Below are 23,309 nucleotides of genomic sequence, written 5' to 3' on the forward strand. Positions count from 1 at the left end.
TCATGCGCGTTCCTGCATTGATGCTGATGCTCGCCAGCCTGGCCAGCGGCGAAGCCTTCGCAGAGGCTTGCGATGTGCTGACCCGGTCTTCCAGCGAGGCGGTGAAGCCCGTCGAGCGGCACACTTGCTACAGCTTCAGCAACATGCCCGCTGAAGCCATCAACTGGTCGTGCAGCAACGAGAGCAAGGACATGCTCAGCACGGAAAAACACAAGGTGGCTCGTTGCGCCGATGGCAGCGTGGGCAGCTGCATCGCGCCGTTGACCCAGGAGACCCTGGCCAACCCCAAAGCAGCCGGGCAGGACCAGCCTTCGTCAAGGCCGGCCCTGTCCAGGGATGCCAGGGTGATTACCTACTATTACGACACCCCGAGCCTTGGCCAGGCCCGGGCCGATTGCGAGCGTAACGAAGGCATCTGGCAAACCCATTGACGACCCCGCCTGTCAGGGTGAGATCGGGTCGCTGGCTGGAAAGGTCTCATCCAGGGCGTTGTCGACGTTGCTCTCCTTCGGCTGCTCCATGTCGCCACACTTGCAATCGGCCATTCGGCAGGGCTCGCCATTGCGGTGGCCGCTGGCACAGGCTTCGCAGCAGTAGGCCTTGCCGCCCTGCTGCACGGCGTTGGCGTCGACAGTGCAACTGCAATGGTTGCAGGCACAACGTTGCTCGTTCATGGTGTTTTCCCCTGTTCATCGTCTATGACGTCGTCTGTCCACGGCTCGCCGTCCAACGGCGCGGAGCGCGCCAGCTCCGCTTCGTCGAGGCCGATGCCACCGCCGATCTCCTCGGCATCCACATGACGCAGGGTCTTGTCCGCGGGCCCACTGCCATCGCCCGGTTCATGGGGGTCGCGGGCACCGGTTTCGTCCAGCAGGGTGTCAGGGCTCAGGTCGTCATAGGTGACATTGTCTTCGTGCAAGCTGTCGCTCAACGCTTCGCCTCCGCTCATGCCACTTTCGGCAACCCGCCTGGGGGGAAACTCCTGGTCGACTTCCTGTGCAGGCCGCTCGTCACCCACCCGGCCCACGCGGTCATCGTTGCGGTCACTGAAGTCCAGCTCATGGACACTGCCCATGCGGTCTTCAGTGTCATCGATCTCTGTCGGGGTGTATGGCTTGGGGTCATCTGGTCCGGACATATCGGCTCTCCTTCTGTGGCTTACCTGCGGTCGACTGCGCCAAGCTGCGGATGATTCAGAGTTTTTTTGAACTACCGGGTGACTGGCCATCTCCCAACCTACAGACAGCGGATGATTCGGAGCCCGCCATGGCCAAACCTCTCGAAGAATACGAGCGCAAGCGCGACTTCAACGCCACGCCCGAGCCCAGCGGCAAGGGAGGCCGAGCCAAACGCGCTCACGCACTGCAGTTCTGCATACAAAAGCATGATGCCAGCCACCTGCACTACGACTTCCGCCTGGAACTGGACGGCACGCTGAAGAGCTGGGCGATACCCAAAGGCCCTTCGCTCGATCCAAAGGTGCGGCGCCTGGCGGTTCACGTCGAGGATCACCCGCTGGACTATGCCGACTTCGAGGGGCATATCCCGGAGGGACACTACGGTGCCGGCGATGTCATCGTCTGGGACCGGGGGGTATGGGAGCCCGAAGGCGATCCTCGGCAGGCCTATGCCAAGGGCAAGCTGCGCTTTCGCTTGCAGGGTGAGAAGCTGGCGGGCGTATGGAACCTCTTTCGCACCCACCTGGCGGGCAAGAAGGAGCAATGGATGCTGGTCAAGTCCCACGACGGCGAGGCCCGCAGCGAAGACGACTACAGCATCGTCGAGGCGCAGCCGGACAGCGTCATCAGCGATCGCACCTTGCATCCGCGTGCTGCACCTGCAAAGCCGGCCAAAAAGCGCGCAGGCAGCGCGGTCAAGGCGGCGTTGCCCGATCGACTGCAACCCCAGCTGGCAACCCTGGTCGACTCGCCGCCAGCGGGTGACTGGCACTATGAGGTGAAATTCGACGGGTATCGCATACTTGCCCGGATCGACGGTGACGATGTCCGCCTGTTCACCCGCAATGGCCACGACTGGACGGCCAAGATGCCTGGGCAAGTTGCGGCGCTGCGGGCATTGGGGGTGGATCGCGCCTGGCTCGATGGCGAGATGGTGGTCAACGACGAAAACGGCAAGGCCGACTTCCAGGCCCTGCAGAACGCCTTCGATACCGAGCGTGATGAACAGATCTGCTACTACGTTTTCGACCTGCCGTATCTAGGCAATCAGGACCTGCGCAAGGTGCCCTTGCAGGAACGGCGTGAGGCCTTGCGCCGCTTGCTCGAGCACAGTGAATCGGAGCTGCTCAGGTACTCGCAGGATTTCGACCAGCCTGTCGACTCGTTGCTCGACAGCGCTTGTCGGCTGGAACTCGAAGGCCTCATCGGCAAGCGCGCCGACAGCCCCTATGTCGGCCGGCGCAGTGCCGACTGGGTCAAGCTCAAGTGCAAGCAACGCCAGGAGTTCGTGATTGTCGGCTACACCGACCCCAAGGGCAGCCGCACCGGCTTCGGCGCATTGTTGCTGGCGCTGCATGACGACGACAGCGGCGAGCTGCGCTACGCCGGCAAGGTCGGTACAGGCTTCAGCGCCACCACCCTGGACAGCATCCTTGCCCGCCTCAGACCCCTGGAAATCGACAAGCCTGCCCTGCCCAAGCCGCCTACAGGTGCCGAGGCGCGCAGCGTACATTGGCTGAAGCCACAGCTGCTGGCTGAAGTGGCCTATGCCCAGATGACCCGCGACGGCGTGGTGCGCCATTCGGTGTTCCACGGGCTGCGCGACGACAAGCCAGCCACCGATATCGACCTGGAGCGCGCCATGCCTGGCAAGAGCGTACCCAAACGCAAGCAAGCCGAGCTGCCGGACGACCTCGGTGAGCTGCGCCTGACCCACCCTGACCGCGTCATCGACCCCACCGTCGGTGCCACCAAACGCCAGGTCGCCGAGTACTATGCAGCAGTCAGCCAATGGATACTGCCGCAGCTCAAGGGCCGCCCGGTCGCACTGGTGCGCGCCCCCGATGGCCTGGGCGGCGAGCTGTTCTTCCAGAAAAATGCCGGCCAGCTGCACATCCCGAACGTGGTCAGTTACGACAAGGCCGAGGCCGGCCAGGCGGCCATGGTCATCAATCGCCCCGACACATTGCTCGGCGCCGTGCAGATGAACATGCTGGAGATGCATACCTGGAATGGTACCGACAAGGACTTCGACAAGCCTGACCGCTTCGTGCTCGACCTCGACCCCGACCCGGCGCTGCCATGGAAAGCCATGCTCGAGGCCACGCAACTGACGCTCACCTTGCTTGACGAGCTCGGGCTCAAGGTCTTTCTGAAAACCAGCGGCGGTAAAGGCATGCACCTCGTGGTGCCGCTGACACGCCGTGCCGGCTGGGATGAAGTCAAGGATTTCAGCCACGCCATCGTCAATTACCTGGCCAAGTTGTTCCCCGACCGCTTGAGTGCCGTATCGGGGCCCAGGAATCGGGTCGGCAAGATCTTCATCGACTACCTGCGCAACGGCAAGGGTGCCACGACCGTCTGCGCCTACTCCTTGCGGGCGCGGGAGGGGCTGCCGGTTTCGGTACCGATCTGGCGTGAGGAACTGGGCCAGCTCAAGGGCGCCAACCAATGGCACATCGGCAACCTGCGCGAACGCCTGGCCGAGGTGGACGACCCATGGGCGCAGATGGGCAAGACCCGTCAAACCATCACCGCAGGCATGCGCAAGAAAATGGGGCTGGCATGAGCATCATCCAGGATTTCGACCTGAACAACCTCGACCGCCTGCTACGCGACTTCTGCGAGCGACCACAGCCCTTGAACCTCGACACGCAGCTGCCGCAACTGATTCAGGCGTTACGCGCCGATCAGCTGGACCTGCTGCCATTGCCTGGTCAGGGCAGCACCTTGCAGCGCTGGCAGACCCTGGCACGGGTGGCAGGGTGTGACCTGGCCTTGGCCAAGTTGTACGAAGGGCATACCGACGCGATGGCGATACTGGCCGAATGCGGGGCCGCCCACCTTGTCGCCGACGGCATATGGGGCGTCTGGGCTGCAGAGCCGCCCGAAGCGCGCGCGCACATTGTGGCGCGTGACGGTGACAGCGTGCGGTTGGCCGGCCGCAAGGCCTGGTGTTCAGGTGCATTACAGATCGACCGGGCGTTGATTACCGCCTGGGCCGAGGGTGACCAGCCGCAACTGGTGGCCATCGAACTGTCGCAACCCAGCCAGGGGCTGAACATCGAAAGCTGGCAGGCGGTGGGCATGGGCACCACCGCCAGCATCGAAGTGACCTTCGACAACTCCCCTGGCACCGCCATCGGCCGCCCCGGGCAATACCTGTCGCGCCCGGGATTCTGGCATGGCGGCGCCGGTATCGCCGCCTGTTGGTACGGTGCAGCGGAAGCCTTGGCGGACTATTTGCGCGCCTACTGTCGCAACCCGCACCCCGACGTCCATGCCCAGGCCCACCTCGGCGCGGTCGATGCCGCCTTGTATGGCGCTCGCGCCGCATTGCGCGAATGTGCGCAATGGATCGATCAGCACCCCGACGCGGATGCCAGTTTCGAAGTGCGCCGCACCCGCGCCCAGGTGGAGCAGGCGGTCGACCATGTCATCAACCACGTCGGCCGGGCGCTGGGCGCGAGCCCATTTTGCCGCAACAGTCATTTCGCCCGCCTCAGTGCCGACCTGCCGGTCTACCTGCGTCAGAGCCATGCCGAACGGGACCTCGCCGCGCTGGGCCAACAGGTAGCACAGGTGCCGGCAGGAGCGTGGCAACTATGAGTGAAGACCTGATCCAGGCCAGTAGCGGTACGCCGTGGTCTGCCTGGCAACACGCGGCCCACCTGGCCCGTGCCACCTGGATGACCCCGCAGCAGCTCTGCCCGCCTGGGCGCCGGCTGGTACTGGTCGCACCGCACCCGGACGATGAGATCCTGATGGCGGGTGGCCTGCTTACCCACTTCCGCGGCCGTGAGGCTGATCTGCTGATCATTTCCGCCACCGATGGCGAAGGCAGCCACCCGGGCTCGGCGCAGTGGAGCGAGCATCGCCTGCGCCGTCAACGGCCACTGGAGAGCCGGCAGGCCTTGGTTCAGCTTGACCTCGACCCCAACCGCCTGGAGTGGCGCAGGCTCAACCTCAAAGATGGCGGCCTGCCCCGTGAAGAAGCGTTCCTCACCAACCACCTGTCCCAGTGCCTGCGCCCCGACGACCTGTTGATGGCGACCTGGCGCGGCGATGGCCACTGTGACCACGAAGCGGTTGGCCGAGCAGCAGCCCAGGCCGCTCTGGCGCGCAACGCGCAGCTGATCGAAGTGCCGGTCTGGGCCTGGCATTGGGCGCAACCGGATGACCCGCGCCTGCCCTGGCCGCGCGCCCACCGGGTGCAACTCACCGAAGCCAGCCTGGCACGCAAACGCAAGGCGCTCGCCGCCCATGTCAGCCAGCTGGTACCCGACGGCCCGCAGCCTGCGGTGCTGCCTGCGCACCTGCAGGAGTGCCTGCTGCAACCTTTCGAACTGGTGTTCCTGTAAACGGAGTTGTCATGAGCCTCGATGCGCAGTATTTCGCCGATTTGTACGCGGCTACCGAAGATCCCTGGGCATTTCGCACCCGTTGGTATGAAAAGCGCAAACGCGAACTGGTGATGGCCAGCCTGCCGCGCCAATGCTATCAACGGGTGTTCGAGCCTGCCTGTGCCAATGGTGAACTGAGTGCGCTGCTGGCTGAGCGCTGTGCCGATCTGCTGTGCCAGGACCTCGACCCCACCGCTGTGCAACTGGCCCGCCAGCGCCTGGCCGAGGTGCCCAATGCCTCGGTCGAACAGGCCAGACTACCGGGTGACTGGCCGGGAGGGCGCTTCGACCTGATCGTGCTGAGCGAGGTCGGGTACTACCTGGACCCCACCGATTGGCTGCAGGTGATCGAGCAATCGGTCGCCAGCCTGAGTTATGACGGCGGACTGCTGGCCTGCCACTGGAAGCATCCAATCGCCGGTTGCCCGCAGGATGGTCGGGAAGTGCACCAGTTGCTGGCCAAGCACTTGCCGCTGTTTTCGGTCTATCGCCATGAAGAGGCTGACTTCATGCTTGAGTACTGGTCATGCCAGCCCAGCGTGGTCGACCTGGATGAGACCTGCCCATGATCGGTGTGGTGATCCCCGCGCATAACGAAGCGCGGCGTCTGGGGCGTTGCCTGACCGCGATGGCGGCCGCCGTTGCCTTGGCCGAACAGGCTGGCCATACGGTACGTGTGCTCGTGGTGCTGGACCGCTGTGTCGATGCCAGCGCCCGGGTGACCGCCCGCTATGGTGTGGATGCGCTGGAGGTCGAGGCGGGAAGTGTCGGCATGGCACGCCGCTTGGGGGCCCGTTGGATGCTCGAACGCGGCGCCAGCTGGCTGGCCTGTACCGACGCCGATAGCCAGGTGCCGGCGCACTGGCTGCTGTCGCAGTTGGCGTGTGCGGCCGAAGTGGTGTGCGGCACGGTGCATATCGCTCGCTGGCAGCCCTGGCAACGGGCGGCACTGCGTAAGCTGTACCTCAGCCGCTATGAGGCCCGAGAGGGCCATCGGCATATCCATGGGGCCAATCTGGGCGTGTGTGCGCGCGCCTATGAGCGGGTTGGCGGCTTTCAGCCGCTGGCGGCACATGAAGACGTGCAGCTGGTGCGCGATCTTGAGGCTGAGGGCGCACAGATCGTCTGGACTGCCAGGCACAGCGTGGCCACCAGTAGCCGCATCGACAGCCGGGCCCGGGAAGGTTTCGGGGACTATCTGGCGAGTCTGTAGTTGCCTGTCCCGACCTGTTCACGGCTGAGCCCGTCAACAGGCCGGAACAGCATTCAGGAGGCCTTGCGCGGGCGCTTGGCGGGTTTCTTCTCAGCGGTCGCCTGCTTCGTTGCCTTGCCACCCAGGCTGCGTTTGAGCAGTTCGGTGAGGTCGATGATGTCGGCCCCCTTCTCGGCAGCCCCACCCTCGCCCTTCTCGACCACGGCGATCTTGCCCTTGCTGGCCTTCTCTTCAACCAGGTCCATGATGGTCTGGCGAAAGGCGTCGTGATACTCGTCCGGCGTCCAGGGCCCGCTCATGTCCTCCACCAGCCGCTTGGCCATGTCCAGCTCACGCTTGTCCAGCTTGCTGTCGGTCACGCTCTTGTCCAGCTCCAGCGTTTCCAGCCCACGCACTTCCTCGGGCCAGCGCAGGGTGATCATCACCAGCGCTTCGTCAAGCGGGCGCAGCAGTGCGAGGTGCTGACGCGTGTGCAGCACGACCGTGGCCAAGGCGACCTTGCCGGTACTTTCCAGCGTCTCGCGCAACAGCGCGTACACCTTGCCGCCGCGTTTGTCCGGGCTGAGGTAGTAAGGGGTATCGAAGTGCTGGAGCGGAATCTCGCTGGCTTCGACGAACGAGAAGATGTCGATGGTCTGGGTGGCTTCGGGGCGCGCCTTGCGAATCTCGTCTTCGCTGATGACCACATAACGGCCTTTTTCGTATTCCACACCCTTGACGATGTTGTCCTTGTCGATGTCCTTGCCGGTCACCTTGTTCACCCGCTTATAGCCCACCGGCTCCATGCTGCGCTTGTCGAGCCAGTCGAAATCGACTCGCTCGGTGCGCACGGCGGTGTTGAGCGAAACGGGGATATGCACCAAGCCGAAGCTGATTGCGCCTTTCCAGATAGCCCTGGCCATGAGCGCCTCCTACGGTCGGCCGGGCTGGCAGTAGCGCAGCGTGCCGCAGCGCTCGCAGCAATGGCACTGCAACCCGGAACTTTGGATCTCTGGCATGGCGCGCCAATGGCAACCACGCAGCAAGCAGATAAAGCTCATCCGTCACCTCCCTGCCCAGAATGCCGGGCCCTTTCATCAACTGACTACGGGAGGCGCGGAAGGTTTATTCCAGTTGCGCTTCAGTGTGACTGGCTGAACAGCACACGCTTCAGGGCTTCGGCCGCCAGATGAACCTGCACCGCCCAATCGCCGGCAGCATCGCTGCCCGCGTCATCGGATATGTATTTCAGGCAGAGCAGCTCAATGCCCTCATCCCGGGCGATCCGGGCCAGCACATAGGCCTCCATGTCGACCACGTCGTAGGGCGCTTCGCCATGGCCGGTTTCAAAGCTGTCACCGCTGCCGCACACGCCCAATGGCACGCCAGGCTGTACCAGGCCATGCTCGAGCACGATCGGCAGCTGCGAAAGCGGCGTTTCATAGCGGGCGAAGCCGAGGGGTGTCGCGTCCATGTCGCGCTGTACGAAGCGGTTGCAACAGACCACCTGCCCCTTGCCGTAACGTTGGCTGCCCGCCGACCCGAGGTTGACGATCAGGCGCGGGCGGTGGCGCTGCAGTGCCTGGGTCAGGGCGATCGCTGCGTTAACCTTGCCGATACCGGTGAACAGCACGTTGCACCCGGCGAAAGCGCCGCCCGCCTCGTCTTCCAGGGCGAAGACAAACAGGATGTCGTCCAATGGGATGTCATGCAGCATGAGGGGCGTGGTCATGGAGTGGGTCCGGGTGGCTGGCGAAATGGGCAGCCATTGTCAGCCAAACCCGCAGGATTGCAAGCCGATGATCTCAGGCAGCGCTGCTGGCCGCTGTGCATGACCCTTGCTGCAGCACCAGGTCGATCACCTGGCGTTGCGCCTGGGCAGGGTTCAAGCCGTTGTCACGGGCTTGGCGCAGGCAGGCCAGCTGCCTGTCGGCACTGTTGCCATCGCGCAGGATCTGGCGGGCGTGCATGAAACCCCGTTCGGCGTCCACGGTGTCGACCGGAAACTGGCTTTCGAGCTGAGCCAGCCAGCCCTCGGCCGTGACCGGCTGTTGCGCGTCGATACCAATGAATTCGGCATGCCTGCCGTGACGCAGGGCTCGCCAGTAGTTTTCCTGAGCAACCCAACGAAGCTCCCGGACCAGCGGGCCACACGGCTGACGATACGCCAGGGCATGCTCAACAAGGTGGCGGAACAACGCGGCGATGCACAACGCATCTTCAATGTTGGGGCAGGCGTCGCAAACACGCAGCTCCACGGTCGGAAAGCGTCGCGAGGGCCTGATCGCCCACCAGAAGTCACCGTCGACAGCCATCGACCCCGTGCGTTGCAACAACGCCCGATAGCGCTCGTAGGCCGCCCAGTCGGCCAGCGGCTCGGGCAGCCCCATGTGCGGCCACTCGCCGCAAATCACCCGCCGATAACTCATGTAGCCGGTTTCCTGCCCCTGCCACAGCGGTGACGATGCGCTCAATGCCAGGAACAGCGGCAACCAGCCCACCACGCGGTTGATCAACTGCATCCGGTCGCAGCCCCCGGGCACGCCTACGTGGACATGCAGGCCATTGACCAGCGACCTGCGTGCGACGTGGCGGTAATCGTCGAACACCTGCCGGTAATGCGCCGAGGACCTGGGCTTGTGCTTCAGCCACGGCGCATTGGGATGACTGGCAGCGCCATACAGGCCAATACCCTCTGCGGCCAGGGCTTGCTGCAGACGTTGGCGGCTCAGGCCAAAGAACTCGCGGGCTTCCCCTGTTGAGGCGAGTACCGGTGAAACCAGCTCCACCTGGCTGCGAAACATCTCTTCGGTGAAATGCTTGCCCAACACCTCACGGCAACGCCGGGTGACGGTCAATGGCGGCGTCACCGGCACCCGGCCACTGGAAAGATCCACCAACAGGTATTCTTCTTCGATGCCGAACGTACAAGGCGGCGTCATGGCGTTACCCATTGCGAGTGACGGTCAGGGCGACTGCGGCGATACGCTCGACCCGCTCATACCCCGCTTCGTCCAACTGTTCGCCGAACACGTCGGGGTCGATTTCCCGATAGCTCCACGACCATTGCGGGCCGGCCAGACGCAAGCGCACGGCCTCCAGCAGTGCATCCCGACCGTCGATGATGGCCACCCCGGTGTACAGCAACAACGAGCCGTGGGCGCTGAGGCGTTCACACGCCTGCTCGACGATGCGCAGCGACAGTTCTGCGCCCAGCGAGCCACCACCGTGGCGATAAGTCCGTTGCCCGGCATCGAGCATGTAGGGAGGGTTTGCCACGATCAGGTCGAAGGTGCCAGTAATACCCTCGAGCACGTCACTCGGTTCCACCGATAGATTGCTCACCCCGGCCAAGGCCGCGTTGATCGCGGTGTAGCGCAGGGCCAGGGGGTTGATGTCGACCGCGCTGACCTGGGCATGCTGCGCCGCCCGGGCAATGAGCAATGCGCCTACACCGCTGCCGCAGCCGATATCCACGGCGTGCTGTACGCGCGTATGGCGGCGCTGCAGGTGGTCATGGATGACCTGGGCGAAGCGGTAGCTGTCGGGGCCAAAGAACACCGCATCACTGGCCTCGGTCGGGTACGCGGAATGCACCAGCAACAACTCGTCGAGGCTGGCGAAGCGGACCTTGCTGCGCAGCAAACCCTCTGCCTCGGTGAGTAGCTGCGCTTGCTGCAGTTGCTGCAATTCATCAGCTGACAGCAGAGACGGCGCAAAGGGCCGGCTCCAGCCAAACACGTCACGCAAGGTCCTAGCGCGCTCGGCACCTGCGCGCGCGTTGTTGCGGCCATGGGTGGCAGGCGTCACGCAGGTAAAGCGGTAACCGTCGGCCCGCAAGCGTTTGCCCAGTTGCAGCAGCGCCTCATCGGCGCGAGCTTGTTGAGGTTCCAGCATCATCAATGGGGCTCCTCCTGAGCGAGACCGGTGGCTTGCAGATAGGCCCGGGTGGCCAGCAGCCCGTCCGGGGACGCATGGCGATTGCCAAGCATGCGTTCGATCAGGGCAGGGATATCCTGATTGGCGGGTAACGGGCCTGGTGCTGCGTCCATGTCCAGGTGCGGCTCCCAACTGCCGGGTTGCACACGGCGCAGCGGGGCTTGCCAGTCAGCGGCTATCCAGTCATGCCAGAGCTGCTTTTCGTAAACCGTGAACACGCCGTACATCGGTGCCGCCGGCCCTTCGATGACCTTCCACCAACGGCTTTGGCTGGGGTCTTCGCCGCGCCTGATCCATCCTTGCTCGCACATGGCGTCCACAAAGGCAGGCATCGCGCCCGGCTCGGCCAGCCACTGGTTGATCGTGCGCTTTTGCAAGCGGCAACGGTCGGCATGCATGAAGCGCCCGTACAGGCTTTTTTGCTCCAGCGCAGCGATCAGCTGCGCGTGCAGGTCGAAACTGGCAATCAGGCTGGGGGTGTCGATACCCAGGTCATTGAGGCGATAGCCTCGACGCACACGCGCATAGAAGTCTGCTTCATCTCCAGCGGGGCATAGTTGCTGCACGGCTTCTATCGACTTCTGCGCATGACCGCTGGCAGCGTTGTCGATGGTCACATGCAGCTGGAAATAATGGCCATCGATGCCCAGTTCCGCCAGTTCGTAAGTGGTGATCAGCAGGTGCAGCGGCGGCTGTTCGTAACCGAGGTTGTAGCCGATCACCTCGGGCAGGAAGCGCTCACTGTGTTGTCCCAGGGCCAGCTGCAACGCACCTTGCAGATAACGGTCATCAGGCAGCAACAGCGGATGCGACCCGAGGCGGCTCAACAGGCGCTGATAGATCAGCACGTGATTGCAGCGCGGGTCGCCGTTGCCCAGCTCTTCCAGATAGGTGCGGATCAAGCCGTGGTAGCGCGGGTCTGCCCAGTGCTGCAAGGTACCCTGCAGCCAGGCGCCGTCCACGGCCTTGGTCGGCGCCACCTGCTGCAGGAACCACATCGCCTGTGAACGATTGCTGAAATAGCGCCGCGGCGCACCACGCTGCCGCTCGGCAAGATAGGCCGCGTAATCGCTGGCCACCTGGGCGGCATGCTGCGCACTCCACTGAGCCAACTGGCCCGGCGAATCCGGCAGGTCGTCTTGCAACTGCTCGGCGCGTGCGAGCTGCTTTTCGAGCCAAGGGGCGGCGCACGCATCAAATCCTTCCAGCATGGTCTGGTAACGCTTAAGCAGGCAGTCCGTCGTCGGGGCTGCGGCGGCGGCGGCAAGGTTGCGGGTCATTACCGTCATGCCATGCTCCTTATGCAATCATTGGCTTTTGTCATCTCGCGGCATGGGCTCTGGATCCGGAGCAGGTTGCGGCGCGGGTTTTTCGTCATGCTGCTGCATCTGCACCGACGCCTTGCTCGAGTCGTTGTCCTTGCCAGGATGGTTGTTGTCGCGGTCGAAACAGCCGCCGAGCAGCGTCAGGCTGCCAAGCAAGACGATCAGGGGCTTCAGGTACATAGGGCCTCCCATTGCGGTCAATCGCGGTGCCAGGTTGCCCTGGCACCGCGTTCCCTCCGTTACGAACGGCCGCCCTTGCGGCTCGACTCGCTACTGCTGCTGCGCCCGCCGCCAGAGCTCTGGCCGCCTTTGCGCCCTGCTTCGGATGCTTTTTCGCGGTCGTTGGCGAAGTTGCCTGGGTTCTTGTTGCCACCCTGGCTGCCGCTGCGGCTGTTCTCTTTGCTGGCCATGGTCTCTCACCTCTTGTGGCTTCGAAGGTGCACGGCGCTGCGCCGTACATAAGGTGGGAGTTCGGCCATAACGGGGGATTCGTTTTATTGCGAAGGGTTCGGACCGGTGGCGTTAAATAAGCGGCGATGGATTATTTGGCGCGCCAGCCGATTCTGCCTGGCGCTGCCGCCTTCCCAGCCAGGCACCGGTGAACGCCCAGCCCAGCGCCAGCGCAGTGCCGATCAGCATCGCCAGTTGCGGGTGATCAGCCAGCAGGTCCAGGCCACGTTTGAGCCAGCCACTCAGGGCATCGCCAGCGCGATAGACCACGGTATCGAGAAAATTCTTCGCCTTGTATTTGTCTTCGGCCGGCAACACCGTGAACAACATCTCGCGGCCCGGCCGCACCAGCGCATATTCACCTGCCCGGCGAACCACCATGACCACCACGAACACGGCAAAGACTGGCGCCAGGGCCAGCCACATAAAGCCGGCAGCCATCACCAGTGGTACCGCCACCAGCAACACCCCTACTCCCATGCGCTTGGCCAGGCGGCTGGTGAGAAACACCTGAGTGAGGACCGCCAGCGCTTGCACCACGGTGTCGATCAGGCCGAACACCTGGGTCTGGCGGGTACGATCGGTGAAGGTTTCGCTGACGATGCGCGCCTGTTCGAAGTACAAGAACGTGCTGACGCTGGCGAGCAGCGTCACGAACAAGGCGATTGCCAGCAAATAAGGCGAACGCAACACGGCCGTCGCGCCAGCAAAGGGATTGCCGCCCAACGGGCGCGATGAGGGCTGTTCATTCGCCACGGCCAACGGGTTGCGATCGCGCCAGCGTTGCAACACGAGGCAGGCGAACACGCTGCCCAACAGCAACACCGCGGCCACGAGCACTAACCCGGCGTGCCCCAGCGGCGCCACCAGCAGGGTGCCCAGGACCGGCCCGCTCAGGCCTCCCAGGCTGGCACCGGCGGCCAGCAGGCCGAACAACCGCTTGCCTTGTTCGGTGGAAAACAGGTCGGTGAGCACGCTCCAGGCCAGCGAAATGCTCAGCAGGTTGAACACGGACAGCCAGATGTAGAACGCCCGGGCATTCCACAAGTCCTCTGGATTAACTGCAAACAGCACAGCGAACAACGACAGGTTGCTGGCGAAGAAACCATAGGTCCAGGGCAGGATACACCGGCGACGTACCTTCGAGGCCAGCCAGCCAAACAATGGCAGGCAGGCCAGGGTGGCAACAAACGTACCGGTGAACAGCCATTGCAGGTTGTCGACGCCACCCGCCACCCCCATAGTCTCGCGCACCGGGCGCAGCATGAAATAGCCGGTGAACAGCAGGTAGAACAACAACAGCCCAGCGATGACTGCCGGGCCTTCGCCAGGCTGGATACTCAGCCCCTCGTCCAGGCGCTTGCGCCAGTTGCCCATGGCCTCAGGCGAACTGCTTGATCAGCGCTTGCTGTTGCGCCTGGCTGAGCAAGGGATCATGGCCGGCCTTGAGCTGGTCGAGCTGGCGGTCAGGGCGCCCGGTCGCGGGGATGACCGTCGTCACGGCCGGATGGCTGATGGCGAACTTGAGAAACAGCTGCGCCCAGCTGCCGATTCCGGCCTCGGCCGCCCATGCCGGCAAGGCCTGGTCCTTGACCCTGGCAAACAGCCGGCCGTCGTCGAAGGCCCGGTTGACCAGCACGGCGACGCCCTTGTCCTGACACAGCGGCAACAGTTCGCGTGCGGCGTGGGGGGCATTCACCGAATAGTTGATCTGGATGAAGTCCAGCGGCTCGCTGCGGACGATGCGCGCCACGTCTTCGTGGCCACTGTTCAGGTAATGAGTGATACCGACGTAACGGGTCTTGCCCTGCTGCTTGAGCTCATGTGCGTAGGGCAGTTGCGTCTGCCAGTCGCGCAGGTTGTGAATCTGCAACAGGTCGACCGTGTCGGTACGCAGGCTCTTGAGCGTGCCGGCCCATTGCGCCTGGGCTTCGGCCTGGCTATCGGCGGCGATCTTGGTGGCGATGAAGCACTGCTGGTGCCAGCCCCCCTCCTCCAGCAACTGGCCGAGCACGCGGTCGGCGCCGCCGTAATTGGGCGAGGTGTCGATGACCTTGCCGCCACCGTCGAAGAACGCCTTGAGTACCACCTTGAGCTGCTGGTACGCGGCAGAGCCGGCCTCGACTTCAAAGCTGCCAGAGGTACCGGCACCAATCACCGGCAAGGCCTCGCCTGTGGTCGGGACCTTGCGCGTCAGCAATCCGCCAGCGCCGGCGGCCTGCAGCCACGGGCTGGCGGCAACCAGCGCCAAAGCCGCACTGGCGCGTAGGACATCGCGACGCTTGTACATGGCAAAGCTCCCGTCATAAGTCGGAAACTTCCAAGGCTAGCCGCTCTATCCTGCGCCGGCAGATGATTCTGTATCTGGATGTTTTGTAATCAGGCCTGCAGCAGCGCGCTCAGGTCCAGACCCGCCGCAGCCATGGGTGGGCACCAGTAGTAGCCGCCGGTCAGCGGCCGGCTGAAGCGGTACAGGCCGTCGATGATGCCGTCTTCCAGGCCGCTCATGCGCCGCAGTTGCACTTCGAAGGCATCGAAGCTACGACCCAGGGCGACGAACGCCAAGCCTGCGCCGCGGCTGTCGGCCCAGGCGACCGAGCGGCGCACCATGAAGGCCTCTGGTGCGAAGCTTTCCTGGGCGGTGCGCTTGACGTGGGCCGACTCCGGCGCATCGTCGAGTTCTTCGTTGTCGCTCAGGCGGCGGCCGATGATGTTGTCCTGGTCGGCCTGGGGCAGTGACTTGAAATAGTCCAGGTCATGCTTCCACAGCTGGAAGGCGGCGAAGCTGGAACCGGCCAGCCCCGGCTGCTCGCCGGCCAGAATGGCGGCGTCCACGGCATCCAGGTCCACCGGGTTCTCGGTGCCGTCCTGGTAGCCGGTCAGGTCGTGGCCACCGCGGTGCAAAAAGCCGTCGACGCTGTCCGCCAGGCGCAGTGCCGGGGCCAGCGCCTGTTCCAGCGCCTGGGCCTGGAGCAGCAAATCACCCCGCTCGTTGCCACGCAGCCACAGCCACAAGGCGTGTTGGGTGCTGGGGTTTTCCACCGCGGCATCCAGCTGCGGGAAGGCGCGCAGGCCAGGTACGTCACGCCCCAAGGCTTTCACCAGCGGCGCACCGATACCGAGGATCAGATTCTGGCCATCCACCTGTGGCAGCAATGCATCCAGCACGGCAGGCAACGTATCGGGCGACTGCAGGGCAAAGAACAGGTGGCGGGCGTGGGCCGGCACAGGGGTGGCAAGCAGACCTTGCTGGAACGGCATGACAGGCTAATCCTCGGCAAAAAAGCGGAATGCTACTGCGCCGGAGCGCCTATCGCAACGCGGCATGCAGACGCTGTGCGGCGAGGTTCACCGGCAATCCGGTAACAAACGGTTACCAAGTACTGGCGCATTGCGATTAGCCAGCCCGCAAGGCCGACCTAGACTGCCTGCATCCTTTGCCCGAGTGCCCGCCGATGACCGCCTCTCCCTTGCTGACTGCATTCCTTCCCCTGGCGCTGGGCATCATCATGCTCGGCCTGGGCTTGTCGCTGACGCTGGCCGATTTCGCCCGCGTGGTGAAATACCCGAAACCGGTGGTGGTTGGCCTGTGTTGCCAGATCCTGCTGTTGCCGCTGGTGTGCTTCCTGATCGCCAATGGCTTTGCCCTGGAGCCGGCGCTGGCGGTCGGCCTGATGCTGCTGGCAGCCTCCCCGGGTGGCACCACTGCCAACCTGTTCAGCCACCTGGCCCACGGCGACGTAGCGCTGAACATCACCCTGACAGCGGTCAATTCACTGATCGCGATCCTGACCATGCCACTGCTGGTGAACCTGTCGCTGGGGTGGTTCATGGCATCGGACCAAGCGATCCCGCTGCAATTTGCCAAGGTCATGCAGGTGTTTGCCATTGTCCTGCTGCCGGTGGCCCTGGGCATGCTGATCCGCCATTGGGCGCCGCGCTTTGCTGCAGGCATGGAAAAACCGATGAAACTGGTGGCCGCGCTGTTCCTGGCATTCACCATCGTGCTGGCGTTGGCCAAGGATTGGCAGACCGTCGTCGCCTACGCCCCGGTGGTGGGCCTGGCGGCCCTGCTGTTCAACCTGATCAGCCTGACGCTCGGCTACTGGGTACCACGGCTGCTGAGCATCCCCAAGCGCCAGGCCATTGCCATCGGCATGGAAATCGGCATCCACAACGGCACCCTGGCCATCGCCCTGGCACTGAGCCCATCGTTGCTGAACAACGCCACCATGGCCGTGCCAGCCGCGCTCTATAGCCTGATCATGTTCTTTACCGCAGCTGGGTTTGGCTGGTGGGTCAGCCGCGGTCGCGTGGCACCCGCGCCTGCAACTGGCGCTTGAGCACCTTCAATGGCGGCGCATAGAAAAAACCGAACGACACGCTGCCCGTGCGCCCCTTGACGGCATGGTGCAACTGATGGGCGCGGTGCAGCCGCTTGAGGTAGCGGTTGACTGGCCGTGGCTTGCGCGGCCAGTGGCGGTGAAAGAAGCCATCATGGGCCAGCACGTACAGCACCCCATACCCGGCCACGCCAGCGCCCACCCACTGCAATGGCGCATGGCCGGCCTTGCCCAGGGCGATCAGCGCCGTGGCGATCAGGCCCAGCGCCACCAGGTACAGGTCGTTGGTTTCCAGCATGCCCAGCTGCGGCTCGTGGTGCGAACGGTGCAGCCACCAGCCCCAGCCATGCATGATGTACTTGTGAGCCAGCGTGCCGACACCTTCCATGGCCACCAGGGTGCCGAACAGCACGGCGAGATTGAACAGCATGTAACGGTCCGGGGTATGGCGGAAAATGGCGCTAGGGTACCGATTACCCAGGTTTATTTCCACGCAGGCGTGACCGGCTGTAGGGCATTTCCGAATGGATTTCTTGTCATGTTTTTACCCTTGACCCAGTGCTGGCGGCGGCGTAAGGTCCGCGACGCAATTTCGCATCCCTGAACAGGAGTCCTGCTTTGGACAGTAGCCCCAGTCGCTTGCGACAGGCCCACACGGCGAGCTAGTCCGGCAGCTTCCTGCCACTGTCTCGCCATTGGCCAGGCGGTGGAAATCTCCAGCCTTTGACGGCTTTCCCCTCTTCCCTTTCGTGGTCCTGCGCATTTTCTGGTTATTCAACCGTGCGGGCGCGTGCCCGTGGAAGAGGTTTGCTATGGATTGGAAAGTCTTTCTGCTGCGCGTCAGCATTGCCCTGCTGCTCGGCGCCCTGATCGGTGCCGAACGCCAACTGCGCCAACGCCTGACCGGGCTGCGTACCAACGCGCTGGTCAGCACCGGTGCCTGCCTGTTCGTGCTGATGACCCAGGCGGTGCCGGGCATGGCCCCCAACGACGCCTCGCGGGTGGCCGCCTACGTGGTGTCGGGCATCGGGTTCCTCGGTGGCGGCGTCATCATGCGCGACGGCTTCAACGTGCGTGGCCTGAACACCGCCGCCACGCTCTGGTGCACCGCCGCGGTCGGTGTGTTGTGCAGCCTCGGGCTGTTGCTTGAAGCAACGCTTGGCAGCCTGATGGTGCTGTGTGCCAACATCCTGCTGCGCGATATCGCCCAGCGGCTGGACCGCCAGGAGGTGCTGCCAGCCAACGAGGTCGAACAACGTTTCGAGGTGCGCATCGTCTGCCGCGCCGAAGACGAGATCCAGGTGCGTAGCCTGATGCTGCACAGCCTGGGCGACCCACAGTTGCGCCTGCAATCGCTGCACAGTGAAGACTTGGCCAACCCAGCCCGCCTTGAAGTGCGTGCCGAACTGCTCGGCAACCCGCAGGCCCCGGCACAACTGGAGCGGCTGGTGGGTCGGGTGAGCCTGGAAAAGGGCGTCAGCTCGGTGCGCTGGCAATTGCAGCCACAGGCACTGGCGACAGACTAACGCTCTTCGCGCAGGTGACGCTCCTTCTGCTCCTGGCGCTCCTTGGCTTCGATGCACAACGTTGCCGTGGGGCGCAGCAGCAAGCGACGCAGGCCGATCGGCTCACCGGTTTCCTCGCACCAGCCATATTCACCTCGCGCCAGCCGCTCCAGGGCCTGGTCGATTTTATCCAGCAGCTTCTTTTCCCGCTCCAGCGAGCGCAGCCGCCATTGCCGTTCCTCCTCGGCACTGCCGATATCGGCTGGGTCGCTGAGCACTTCCTGCTCACGCAAGGCTTGGAATTCCTCGTCGATACGCGCTTGCAGGTCGGCGCGCTGGCCCAGCAGCAGGTTGCGGAAAAATTGCTGTTGGACTTCGTTCATGTAGGCTGCGGGCGCCTGGCGCAGCAGTTCGTCTTCGGTCATCACGGCAGTCTCGGGTCGCTGGGAAAGTGTGAGTGTTACGTTATAACACTGTCATTGCAAGCCATGGTCAACTCATCGCAGACTAGTGCCAGCCCACAGAGAACTTTTCATGCACATACGCCCTGCCCTGCTCTCAGACATCCGCCAGTTGATCGCCATCGAACAATCAGCCGCACAAGCGTTCTTGCAGCTGCCCGAGCTGGCCTGGCTGGCCCGTGCCGAGGGGCTGGACGAAGAAGCGCACAAGGCCTTCATTGACCACCGGGGCAGTTGGTTGGCCGAGGATGATCAGGGCATCGCCCTGGGTTTTGTATGCCTGAGCCTGGAGGGCCACGCGCTGCACATTCATGAGCTTTCGGTACGCTTGCAGGCGCAAGGGCGAGGTATTGGCAGGCAGTTGCTCGACCAGGCCTGTGCCGTGGCGCGGCATCGGGGAGCCCGGGAGCTGACCTTGTCCACGTTTGCGCAAGTCGCCTGGAATGGCCCTTTCTATGCGCGGTACGGGTTCGAGGTGCTCGACGAAAAGCACCTGGAACCGAGGCTGCAGGGCATTCTCGCAACCGAGCGCGCGCATGGCTTGTCGGGGCGATGCGCAATGCGTCTGGCGCTGGCCTGAGCGGTCATCTGCCGCTCTCGGCCAACGCCGCTGCCACCGTATAACCATCGCGCCCCTGCCGCTTGGCCTGGTACAAGGCCGCATCGGCCGCCGCCATCAGGCTTTCCGGCGTACACCCGTCTCGTGCTGGATGGCCAACCGCGATCCCGGCACTGGCCGATACCACCCCCAAGGGGCTGCCGGCGTGGGGGATTGCGTGGCGGCGCAGCAACTGCATGACCTCATCGACGACCAGCTCGGCGCCTGCTGCATCAGTGTCGGGCAGCAACAGGGTGAACTCCTCACCGCCATAGCGCACCGCCAAATCCGCCGGCCGCTTCAACACTTGCTGCAACAACTCGGCAAAGCGCCGCAGGCATTGATCGCCGGCGGGGTGACCATAGCGGTCGTTGTACAGTTTGAAGTAATCCAGATCGAGCATCACCAGCGTTACCGGGTAACCCTGGCGGTGAGCCCGCTTGAGCTCGGCCTCGAACACCGCATCCAGCCGCCGGCGATTGCCGAGCCCGGTCAGGCTGTCGGTCAGGGCCAGTGATTTGAGGGTCTGGTGCGCCTGGTGCAGCGCCCGTTCGATGGCAATGCGCTCGCGCAGCTGGCGCAGCACAACCCAGCCGAACGCCGCCAGGCCGACCAGCAATAGCAGCAGTACCGCAACCGACTTGATGACATCGTACCGCCAGGGCGCGATGATCGACTCCCGTGACAAGCCGGCCTCGACCACCAGCGGGTAGCTCGACAATGCCCGGTAGGCATAGAGCCGCGGGGTGCCGTCAATCACAGCCACCGCCTCGGCCAGGCCTTCGTTGGCATAAGGCAGGTAATTGCGGAACACTTCACTGTTGGCCAGGCTGCGCCCCACCACCTGCTCCACGAACGGCCGGCGAACCAGGATGGTGCCATCGCGCTTGGCCAGTACCAGCGCGCCTCGTTCATCGATCTTGAAATCGCCGTAATAGCGCACGAACCAGTCCACCTTGATGGTACCGAGCAATACCCCGGCGAAACTGCCGTCGGGGTAATCCAACCGGCGCGAGATGGGGATGACCAGGTCGCCCGTGGTACGGCTGCGCACAACCGAGCCGATCTGCACGCTGCGGTCGGTATGCAGGCGGTGATAGATGAAGTAGTCGCGGTCGCCATTGTTCGCCTTGGGCGGTATCGCGGCGCGATCAGTCACCACCCAGCTACCGTCCGGAGCAAAGACGAACAAGCCATGCAGCTGCGGCATGATCGCCATCTGCTGAGCCAGTAGTGCATGCAGCCGAGGGCGGTCCAGGTGGGCGAAACCGTCCCCTTCGATGCGCTCGGCCAGTGCTGCGGTGATCGCATCCACCTGGCGAATAGCATCCTCGGCGTGCTGACTGGTGGCCCTGGCGAGGTTGGTGACCATGTTCTCGGCATTGCTGAATGCGTGACGGTAATCGCGCCAGGTACGCCAGCCCTCGACCACCACGAATGCCAGCATCATCACCGCCATGAACGACAGCACCAGGCGGAACAACGCCAAGGCACGCCCCTCGCCACTGGCGGTGATCAGCCCGTCCTCGTCCTGCTTTCTGGCCGCCCCCATGGAAGTCCTTGTCCTCAAGCGTATGCCCGTTATGACTATAGTTCAGCGCCCAAGTGCCTTTCGATGGTCGACCGGCGCCGAGAAAAACGAAACCTTTGCCCGTCATCGCTGCTCAACCGTACGCGACACTGAGGTCGCGCCAACGGTTATGAGGAGTCAGGCATGAGCAATCTGTTCATCAAACGCGCTGGGCTGTCGCTGGTACTGGGCATGGCATCGCTGCAGGCACTGGCCGCCACTTCCGACGACTTTGTCGAGGCCGCCACCGAATCCGGCATTGCCGAGGTGGTCACCGGGAACCTGGCCCTGGAAAAAAGCCAGAACGCTGAAATCAAGAAGTTTGCCCAGCAGATGGTCACCGACCACACCGCGGCTAACCAGAAGCTCGGCGACATCGCCCGCAAGCTGGACATCAGCGTGCCGGACGAAGCGGCGCTGACCGATAAAGTGAAGAAGATGATCCTCGAATGGCGCGACGAGTCGTTCGACAAGTCCTATGTCAACAACCAGGTCGACGCCCACGAAAAAGCCGTGGAGCTGTTCAAGAAGGAAGCGGCGTCTTCCGACAAGCCCGAGCTCAAAGCCTTCGCCAGCGAAACCCTGCCAAAGCTTGAACACCATCTGGAGCAGGCCAAGGCACTTCAGGCCACTCACGGCAAGTGACCGCCCGACGACACGAGGCCACCCATGACTAACGATGCATTGCGAAGCGAAATTCTCACCCGCCTGCTGCACGCCCACCCGCAAGGGCTGGGCAAGGAGTTGCTGGACAACTATCGCGGTGAGAAGGCCGTGGCCGGCATGCTCAAGACTCTGCAGGAGCACGGCCTGATCCAGGATGGCGCCGTGGCGGTCGACGATGACCACCAGATCAGCGTGAACTATCCAATCAAGCTGTCGGCGGCGGGTGTCGAAGCGGCCAAGCAAGTGGAGGGCTGAGGCTCACCCGCCCCATCGCTCGCAGCGCGGCGATGGGGCGGGCCGAATCATCGGTCCTGGTGGTTCTTTTCCACGTCCCGTGGCGGCTTTGCCGGCCCTTGCGGGTCCACCTGCGGATCGCTCAGGTCCGGAGAATCCGGGTCAAACCCCAGATCGTCCTTTCTCTGCGCATGGCCTGAAGAATGCGGGCCCTGCTGATGCTGCTCTGGCTTTTTCATGTTGCGTGCTCCCGGGGAATGTCTACGGAAGAACGCAGCCGCAGCAGGAAGTTTGATTCAATTGCCGGCTAGCTGCGCCTTGAGTGCATCAAGCGCCTCATCGCGTTTGCGCAGTTCGTCCTGCATCTGCTGCAACTGCCTGCCCTGCTCCGAGCAGCGCGCACGGTTGTCTTCCAGGCTTTGCGTTTGCTCCTGCAATTGCCGACGCATTTCATCGCTGGCACCCTGCGCCTGGGCAAGAATGGTCCGCAACCCCTGGATCTGCGCATCGCGCTGCTCGAGCAAGGCGTCTTTGGCCTCGCATGCACTGGCCGCCTGGCGATGTTCGCCGAGCATCCGTTCGTTGTCGCGGTGCAGGCGGGTCAGTTCCTCCTGTTTGGCGTTCATGCCTTGTTGCAACTGGCGCAACTCCAGCTGCAATTGCTGGGCCTGCGCTTCGTGGCGGCGTTGTTCCTGTTCGCGTTGTTCGCGACTGGCGCTGCGGTAATGCTCCAGCGCTTCACGGGCATGGCGGTGCTTGTCCTCCAGCGAACGCACCTGCTCCTCCTTGTCGGCCAGGCGCAACTGCAATTCACCCACGGATTGACTGAGGCTGGCGCTGCGCAACTGTTCAGCCTGAAGCGAATGTTGCGCGGTCACCAGGCGCTCCGACTCGGCAGCCAGCGCAGCGGCCTGGATCTGTTGTTGCTGATGTGCTGCGGCCAGTGCCTGCTGCGCCAGCTGCAACTGCGCCACGAGCTGCTCATGCTGCTCGTTGAACGCGGCTTCGGCCTGCTCGATACGGGCGTCGCCTTCCTCCTGCACCTGCGCGGCCAATTGCGAAACCAGCCTGGTCAACGAGTCGCTGAGGGCTGCCTGCCCCTGCAACGCCACAGGTTTTGGCCCTTCGAGCTCTTTCAGGTAGCGGTGGATGGTGGTCTTCGACCCGGTATTGCCCAGCTCGATACGTACTGCATCGATACTGGGGTACTCACCCCGGGCGATCAGCACTTGCCGCGCCTGCTGCACTACCGCCTTGTTGATACCGCCCCGGGCCATGTGTACTCCTCGAATTTTCGTAACATGGTACGTACCACGTATTAGGGAGTGGATGTTCTTCTCTGCCAGGCAGGATTTCAAGTGAAATCTATGGTTCGATAATCGAGATTCTCGCATCGCCAGGCTCAAGCGAAACGCTCTTGATAATGGTTATCCGCGGCCGGAGCT

At 63.7% G+C, this 23,309-nt stretch carries 28 protein-coding genes and 1 pseudogene; 11 read left to right on the forward strand and 18 right to left on the reverse strand.

The genetic code is table 11. The features are described from left to right. The first annotated feature begins 2 nt into the window (after nt 1–2). Nucleotides 3–431, forward strand: coding sequence for a hypothetical protein (locus L6D64_RS07950; RefSeq protein WP_176506251.1), 429 nt, complete (start codon nt 3–5; stop codon nt 429–431). A 12-nt stretch (nt 432–443) separates the two neighbouring features. Here the strand turns inward: L6D64_RS07950 and L6D64_RS07955 are convergent, their stop codons facing one another. After that, nucleotides 444–674, reverse strand: a complete 231-nt coding sequence (locus L6D64_RS07955; protein ID WP_176506252.1) for a metallothionein — start codon at nt 672–674, stop codon at nt 444–446. Further along, the gene (locus tag L6D64_RS07960) at nt 671–1,138 is read right to left on the reverse strand and encodes a phosphotransferase system, HPr-related protein (protein WP_176506253.1); all 468 of its coding nucleotides are present in this window, start codon (nt 1,136–1,138) and stop codon (nt 671–673) included. Before L6D64_RS07960 ends, L6D64_RS07955 begins: the two co-directional genes overlap by 4 nt. 128 nt (nt 1,139–1,266) lie before the next feature. Here L6D64_RS07960 and ligD point away from each other — a divergent pair, with 128 nt between their 5' ends. The 5 genes from ligD to L6D64_RS07985 are packed head-to-tail and all read left to right on the forward strand — an operon-like array spanning nt 1,267 to nt 6,794. Next, nucleotides 1,267–3,747 (forward strand): DNA ligase D, encoded by a 2,481-nt coding sequence (gene ligD / locus L6D64_RS07965; RefSeq protein WP_176506254.1) that lies wholly within the window; start codon nt 1,267–1,269, stop codon nt 3,745–3,747. Next, nucleotides 3,744–4,787: an acyl-CoA dehydrogenase family protein gene (locus tag L6D64_RS07970; protein ID WP_176506255.1), complete on the forward strand. Its 1,044-nt coding sequence runs from the start codon at nt 3,744–3,746 to the stop codon at nt 4,785–4,787. The genes ligD and L6D64_RS07970 overlap by 4 nt, the downstream gene beginning before the upstream one ends. After that, complete coding sequence (locus tag L6D64_RS07975; RefSeq protein WP_176506256.1) at nt 4,784–5,539, forward strand: PIG-L deacetylase family protein; 756 nt, start codon at nt 4,784–4,786, stop codon at nt 5,537–5,539. The genes L6D64_RS07970 and L6D64_RS07975 overlap by 4 nt, the downstream gene beginning before the upstream one ends. Before the next feature lie 11 nt (nt 5,540–5,550). Further along, entirely contained in the window at nt 5,551–6,150 is a 600-nt protein-coding gene (locus L6D64_RS07980; protein WP_176506257.1) for a class I SAM-dependent methyltransferase, read from the forward strand. Beyond that, nucleotides 6,147–6,794, forward strand: coding sequence for a glycosyltransferase family 2 protein (locus L6D64_RS07985; protein WP_054884511.1), 648 nt, complete (start codon nt 6,147–6,149; stop codon nt 6,792–6,794). Before L6D64_RS07980 ends, L6D64_RS07985 begins: the two co-directional genes overlap by 4 nt. 53 nt (nt 6,795–6,847) lie before the next feature. On the opposite strand, the gene ku is transcribed toward L6D64_RS07985, so the two are convergent. From ku to L6D64_RS08035, 11 genes and pseudogenes are all read right to left on the reverse strand, one after another. Beyond that, nucleotides 6,848–7,696 carry a non-homologous end joining protein Ku gene (ku, locus tag L6D64_RS07990; RefSeq protein WP_176506258.1) on the reverse strand — a complete coding sequence of 283 codons (849 nt, stop codon included), beginning with the start codon at nt 7,694–7,696 and terminating at the stop codon, nt 6,848–6,850. Between the two features lie 9 nt (nt 7,697–7,705). Continuing rightward, nucleotides 7,706–7,834, reverse strand: a complete 129-nt coding sequence (locus L6D64_RS28375) for a PSPA7_2676 family Cys-rich small protein (protein WP_282441545.1) — start codon at nt 7,832–7,834, stop codon at nt 7,706–7,708. An 80-nt stretch (nt 7,835–7,914) separates the two neighbouring features. After that, nucleotides 7,915–8,505, reverse strand: a complete 591-nt coding sequence (locus tag L6D64_RS07995; RefSeq protein ID WP_176506259.1) for a 5'-methylthioadenosine/S-adenosylhomocysteine nucleosidase family protein — start codon at nt 8,503–8,505, stop codon at nt 7,915–7,917. A 73-nt stretch (nt 8,506–8,578) separates the two neighbouring features. Next, entirely contained in the window at nt 8,579–9,715 is a 1,137-nt protein-coding gene (locus tag L6D64_RS08000; RefSeq protein ID WP_176506260.1) for a carboxylate-amine ligase, read from the reverse strand. A 4-nt stretch (nt 9,716–9,719) separates the two neighbouring features. Then, nucleotides 9,720–10,673 (reverse strand): methyltransferase, encoded by a 954-nt coding sequence (locus L6D64_RS08005; RefSeq protein WP_176506261.1) that lies wholly within the window; start codon nt 10,671–10,673, stop codon nt 9,720–9,722. Further along, a complete protein-coding gene (locus L6D64_RS08010) occupies nt 10,673–12,001 on the reverse strand; it encodes an iron-containing redox enzyme family protein (RefSeq protein WP_176506262.1) in 1,329 nt (442 codons plus the stop codon). Before L6D64_RS08010 ends, L6D64_RS08005 begins: the two co-directional genes overlap by 1 nt. An 18-nt stretch (nt 12,002–12,019) precedes the next feature. Next, entirely contained in the window at nt 12,020–12,217 is a 198-nt protein-coding gene (locus tag L6D64_RS08015) for a hypothetical protein (protein WP_176506263.1), read from the reverse strand. Nucleotides 12,218–12,276: 59 nt separating this feature from the next. Beyond that, nucleotides 12,277–12,402, reverse strand: a pseudogene (locus L6D64_RS08020) (KGG domain-containing protein); the annotation flags it as partial. A 157-nt stretch (nt 12,403–12,559) separates the two neighbouring features. Then, complete coding sequence (locus L6D64_RS08025; protein WP_176506265.1) at nt 12,560–13,864, reverse strand: NTP/NDP exchange transporter; 1,305 nt, start codon at nt 13,862–13,864, stop codon at nt 12,560–12,562. 4 nt (nt 13,865–13,868) lie between these two features. Further along, on the reverse strand, nt 13,869–14,777 hold the full coding sequence (locus L6D64_RS08030) for an aldo/keto reductase (protein ID WP_176506266.1): 909 nt from the start codon (nt 14,775–14,777) through the stop codon (nt 13,869–13,871). 89 nt (nt 14,778–14,866) lie between these two features. Beyond that, the gene (locus L6D64_RS08035) at nt 14,867–15,748 is read right to left on the reverse strand and encodes a Dyp-type peroxidase (RefSeq protein WP_176506267.1); all 882 of its coding nucleotides are present in this window, start codon (nt 15,746–15,748) and stop codon (nt 14,867–14,869) included. 194 nt (nt 15,749–15,942) lie between these two features. Between L6D64_RS08035 and L6D64_RS08040 the strand changes: the two genes are divergently transcribed. Beyond that, entirely contained in the window at nt 15,943–16,830 is an 888-nt protein-coding gene (locus tag L6D64_RS08040) for a bile acid:sodium symporter family protein (protein ID WP_176506268.1), read from the forward strand. On the opposite strand, the gene L6D64_RS08045 is transcribed toward L6D64_RS08040, so the two are convergent. Beyond that, nucleotides 16,787–17,260, reverse strand: coding sequence for a sterol desaturase family protein (locus L6D64_RS08045; protein WP_176506269.1), 474 nt, complete (start codon nt 17,258–17,260; stop codon nt 16,787–16,789). The two genes, L6D64_RS08040 and L6D64_RS08045, sit on opposite strands and share 44 nt — an antisense overlap. A 382-nt stretch (nt 17,261–17,642) precedes the next feature. Between L6D64_RS08045 and L6D64_RS08050 the strand changes: the two genes are divergently transcribed. After that, nucleotides 17,643–18,356 (forward strand): MgtC/SapB family protein, encoded by a 714-nt coding sequence (locus L6D64_RS08050; RefSeq protein WP_176506270.1) that lies wholly within the window; start codon nt 17,643–17,645, stop codon nt 18,354–18,356. Here L6D64_RS08050 and dksA read toward each other — a convergent pair. After that, nucleotides 18,353–18,760 carry an RNA polymerase-binding protein DksA gene (gene dksA, locus L6D64_RS08055; RefSeq protein ID WP_176506271.1) on the reverse strand — a complete coding sequence of 136 codons (408 nt, stop codon included), beginning with the start codon at nt 18,758–18,760 and terminating at the stop codon, nt 18,353–18,355. The two genes, L6D64_RS08050 and dksA, sit on opposite strands and share 4 nt — an antisense overlap. 109 nt (nt 18,761–18,869) lie before the next feature. On the opposite strand from dksA, the gene L6D64_RS08060 reads away from it, so the two are divergent. Continuing rightward, nucleotides 18,870–19,376 (forward strand): GNAT family N-acetyltransferase, encoded by a 507-nt coding sequence (locus L6D64_RS08060; protein WP_176506272.1) that lies wholly within the window; start codon nt 18,870–18,872, stop codon nt 19,374–19,376. Between the two features lie 4 nt (nt 19,377–19,380). Here the strand turns inward: L6D64_RS08060 and L6D64_RS08065 are convergent, their stop codons facing one another. Then, nucleotides 19,381–20,946, reverse strand: coding sequence for a sensor domain-containing diguanylate cyclase (locus L6D64_RS08065; protein WP_176506273.1), 1,566 nt, complete (start codon nt 20,944–20,946; stop codon nt 19,381–19,383). 162 nt (nt 20,947–21,108) lie between these two features. Here L6D64_RS08065 and L6D64_RS08070 point away from each other — a divergent pair, with 162 nt between their 5' ends. Then, complete coding sequence (locus L6D64_RS08070) at nt 21,109–21,609, forward strand: DUF4142 domain-containing protein (RefSeq protein WP_176506274.1); 501 nt, start codon at nt 21,109–21,111, stop codon at nt 21,607–21,609. 24 nt (nt 21,610–21,633) lie between these two features. Continuing rightward, nucleotides 21,634–21,885, forward strand: a complete 252-nt coding sequence (locus L6D64_RS08075) for a hypothetical protein (RefSeq protein WP_176506275.1) — start codon at nt 21,634–21,636, stop codon at nt 21,883–21,885. A 47-nt stretch (nt 21,886–21,932) separates the two neighbouring features. Here L6D64_RS08075 and L6D64_RS08080 read toward each other — a convergent pair whose 3' ends face one another. Together L6D64_RS08080 and L6D64_RS08085 are read right to left on the reverse strand one after the other, a co-directional pair. After that, on the reverse strand, nt 21,933–22,103 hold the full coding sequence (locus tag L6D64_RS08080; RefSeq protein WP_176506276.1) for a DUF6021 family protein: 171 nt from the start codon (nt 22,101–22,103) through the stop codon (nt 21,933–21,935). 57 nt (nt 22,104–22,160) lie between these two features. Then, entirely contained in the window at nt 22,161–23,141 is a 981-nt protein-coding gene (locus L6D64_RS08085; protein ID WP_176506277.1) for a DNA-binding protein, read from the reverse strand. Nucleotides 23,142–23,309: the final 168 nt, after the last annotated feature.

Source organism: Pseudomonas urethralis (assembly GCF_021602465.1).
GTDB lineage: Bacteria > Pseudomonadota > Gammaproteobacteria > Pseudomonadales > Pseudomonadaceae > Aquipseudomonas > Aquipseudomonas vlassakiae.

What these genes read in the sequence shown, in the direction of transcription:
- L6D64_RS08075 (WP_176506275.1), top strand. Translation starts at nt 21,634, where the DNA reads ATGACTAACGATGCATTGCGAAGCGAAATTCTCACCCGCCTGCTGCAC.
- ku (WP_176506258.1), bottom strand. Translation starts at nt 7,696, where the DNA reads ATGGCCAGGGCTATCTGGAAAGGCGCAATCAGCTTCGGCTTGGTGCAT.
- L6D64_RS08030 (WP_176506266.1), bottom strand. Translation starts at nt 14,777, where the DNA reads ATGTACAAGCGTCGCGATGTCCTACGCGCCAGTGCGGCTTTGGCGCTG.
- L6D64_RS08080 (WP_176506276.1), bottom strand. Translation starts at nt 22,103, where the DNA reads ATGAAAAAGCCAGAGCAGCATCAGCAGGGCCCGCATTCTTCAGGCCAT.
- L6D64_RS07985 (WP_054884511.1), top strand. Translation starts at nt 6,147, where the DNA reads ATGATCGGTGTGGTGATCCCCGCGCATAACGAAGCGCGGCGTCTGGGG.
- L6D64_RS07995 (WP_176506259.1), bottom strand. Translation starts at nt 8,505, where the DNA reads ATGACCACGCCCCTCATGCTGCATGACATCCCATTGGACGACATCCTG.
- ligD (WP_176506254.1), top strand. Translation starts at nt 1,267, where the DNA reads ATGGCCAAACCTCTCGAAGAATACGAGCGCAAGCGCGACTTCAACGCC.
- dksA (WP_176506271.1), bottom strand. Translation starts at nt 18,760, where the DNA reads ATGACCGAAGACGAACTGCTGCGCCAGGCGCCCGCAGCCTACATGAAC.
- L6D64_RS08045 (WP_176506269.1), bottom strand. Translation starts at nt 17,260, where the DNA reads ATGCTGTTCAATCTCGCCGTGCTGTTCGGCACCCTGGTGGCCATGGAA.
- L6D64_RS08065 (WP_176506273.1), bottom strand. Translation starts at nt 20,946, where the DNA reads ATGGGGGCGGCCAGAAAGCAGGACGAGGACGGGCTGATCACCGCCAGT.
- L6D64_RS07970 (WP_176506255.1), top strand. Translation starts at nt 3,744, where the DNA reads ATGAGCATCATCCAGGATTTCGACCTGAACAACCTCGACCGCCTGCTA.
- L6D64_RS28375 (WP_282441545.1), bottom strand. Translation starts at nt 7,834, where the DNA reads ATGAGCTTTATCTGCTTGCTGCGTGGTTGCCATTGGCGCGCCATGCCA.
- L6D64_RS07975 (WP_176506256.1), top strand. Translation starts at nt 4,784, where the DNA reads ATGAGTGAAGACCTGATCCAGGCCAGTAGCGGTACGCCGTGGTCTGCC.
- L6D64_RS08060 (WP_176506272.1), top strand. Translation starts at nt 18,870, where the DNA reads ATGCACATACGCCCTGCCCTGCTCTCAGACATCCGCCAGTTGATCGCC.
- L6D64_RS07950 (WP_176506251.1), top strand. Translation starts at nt 3, where the DNA reads ATGCGCGTTCCTGCATTGATGCTGATGCTCGCCAGCCTGGCCAGCGGC.
- L6D64_RS07960 (WP_176506253.1), bottom strand. Translation starts at nt 1,138, where the DNA reads ATGTCCGGACCAGATGACCCCAAGCCATACACCCCGACAGAGATCGAT.
- L6D64_RS08015 (WP_176506263.1), bottom strand. Translation starts at nt 12,217, where the DNA reads ATGTACCTGAAGCCCCTGATCGTCTTGCTTGGCAGCCTGACGCTGCTC.
- L6D64_RS08000 (WP_176506260.1), bottom strand. Translation starts at nt 9,715, where the DNA reads ATGACGCCGCCTTGTACGTTCGGCATCGAAGAAGAATACCTGTTGGTG.
- L6D64_RS08035 (WP_176506267.1), bottom strand. Translation starts at nt 15,748, where the DNA reads ATGCCGTTCCAGCAAGGTCTGCTTGCCACCCCTGTGCCGGCCCACGCC.
- L6D64_RS08025 (WP_176506265.1), bottom strand. Translation starts at nt 13,864, where the DNA reads ATGGGCAACTGGCGCAAGCGCCTGGACGAGGGGCTGAGTATCCAGCCT.
- L6D64_RS07955 (WP_176506252.1), bottom strand. Translation starts at nt 674, where the DNA reads ATGAACGAGCAACGTTGTGCCTGCAACCATTGCAGTTGCACTGTCGAC.
- L6D64_RS08070 (WP_176506274.1), top strand. Translation starts at nt 21,109, where the DNA reads ATGAGCAATCTGTTCATCAAACGCGCTGGGCTGTCGCTGGTACTGGGC.
- L6D64_RS07980 (WP_176506257.1), top strand. Translation starts at nt 5,551, where the DNA reads ATGAGCCTCGATGCGCAGTATTTCGCCGATTTGTACGCGGCTACCGAA.
- L6D64_RS08040 (WP_176506268.1), top strand. Translation starts at nt 15,943, where the DNA reads ATGACCGCCTCTCCCTTGCTGACTGCATTCCTTCCCCTGGCGCTGGGC.
- L6D64_RS08085 (WP_176506277.1), bottom strand. Translation starts at nt 23,141, where the DNA reads ATGGCCCGGGGCGGTATCAACAAGGCGGTAGTGCAGCAGGCGCGGCAA.
- L6D64_RS08010 (WP_176506262.1), bottom strand. Translation starts at nt 12,001, where the DNA reads ATGACGGTAATGACCCGCAACCTTGCCGCCGCCGCCGCAGCCCCGACG.
- L6D64_RS08050 (WP_176506270.1), top strand. Translation starts at nt 17,643, where the DNA reads ATGGATTGGAAAGTCTTTCTGCTGCGCGTCAGCATTGCCCTGCTGCTC.
- L6D64_RS08005 (WP_176506261.1), bottom strand. Translation starts at nt 10,673, where the DNA reads ATGATGCTGGAACCTCAACAAGCTCGCGCCGATGAGGCGCTGCTGCAA.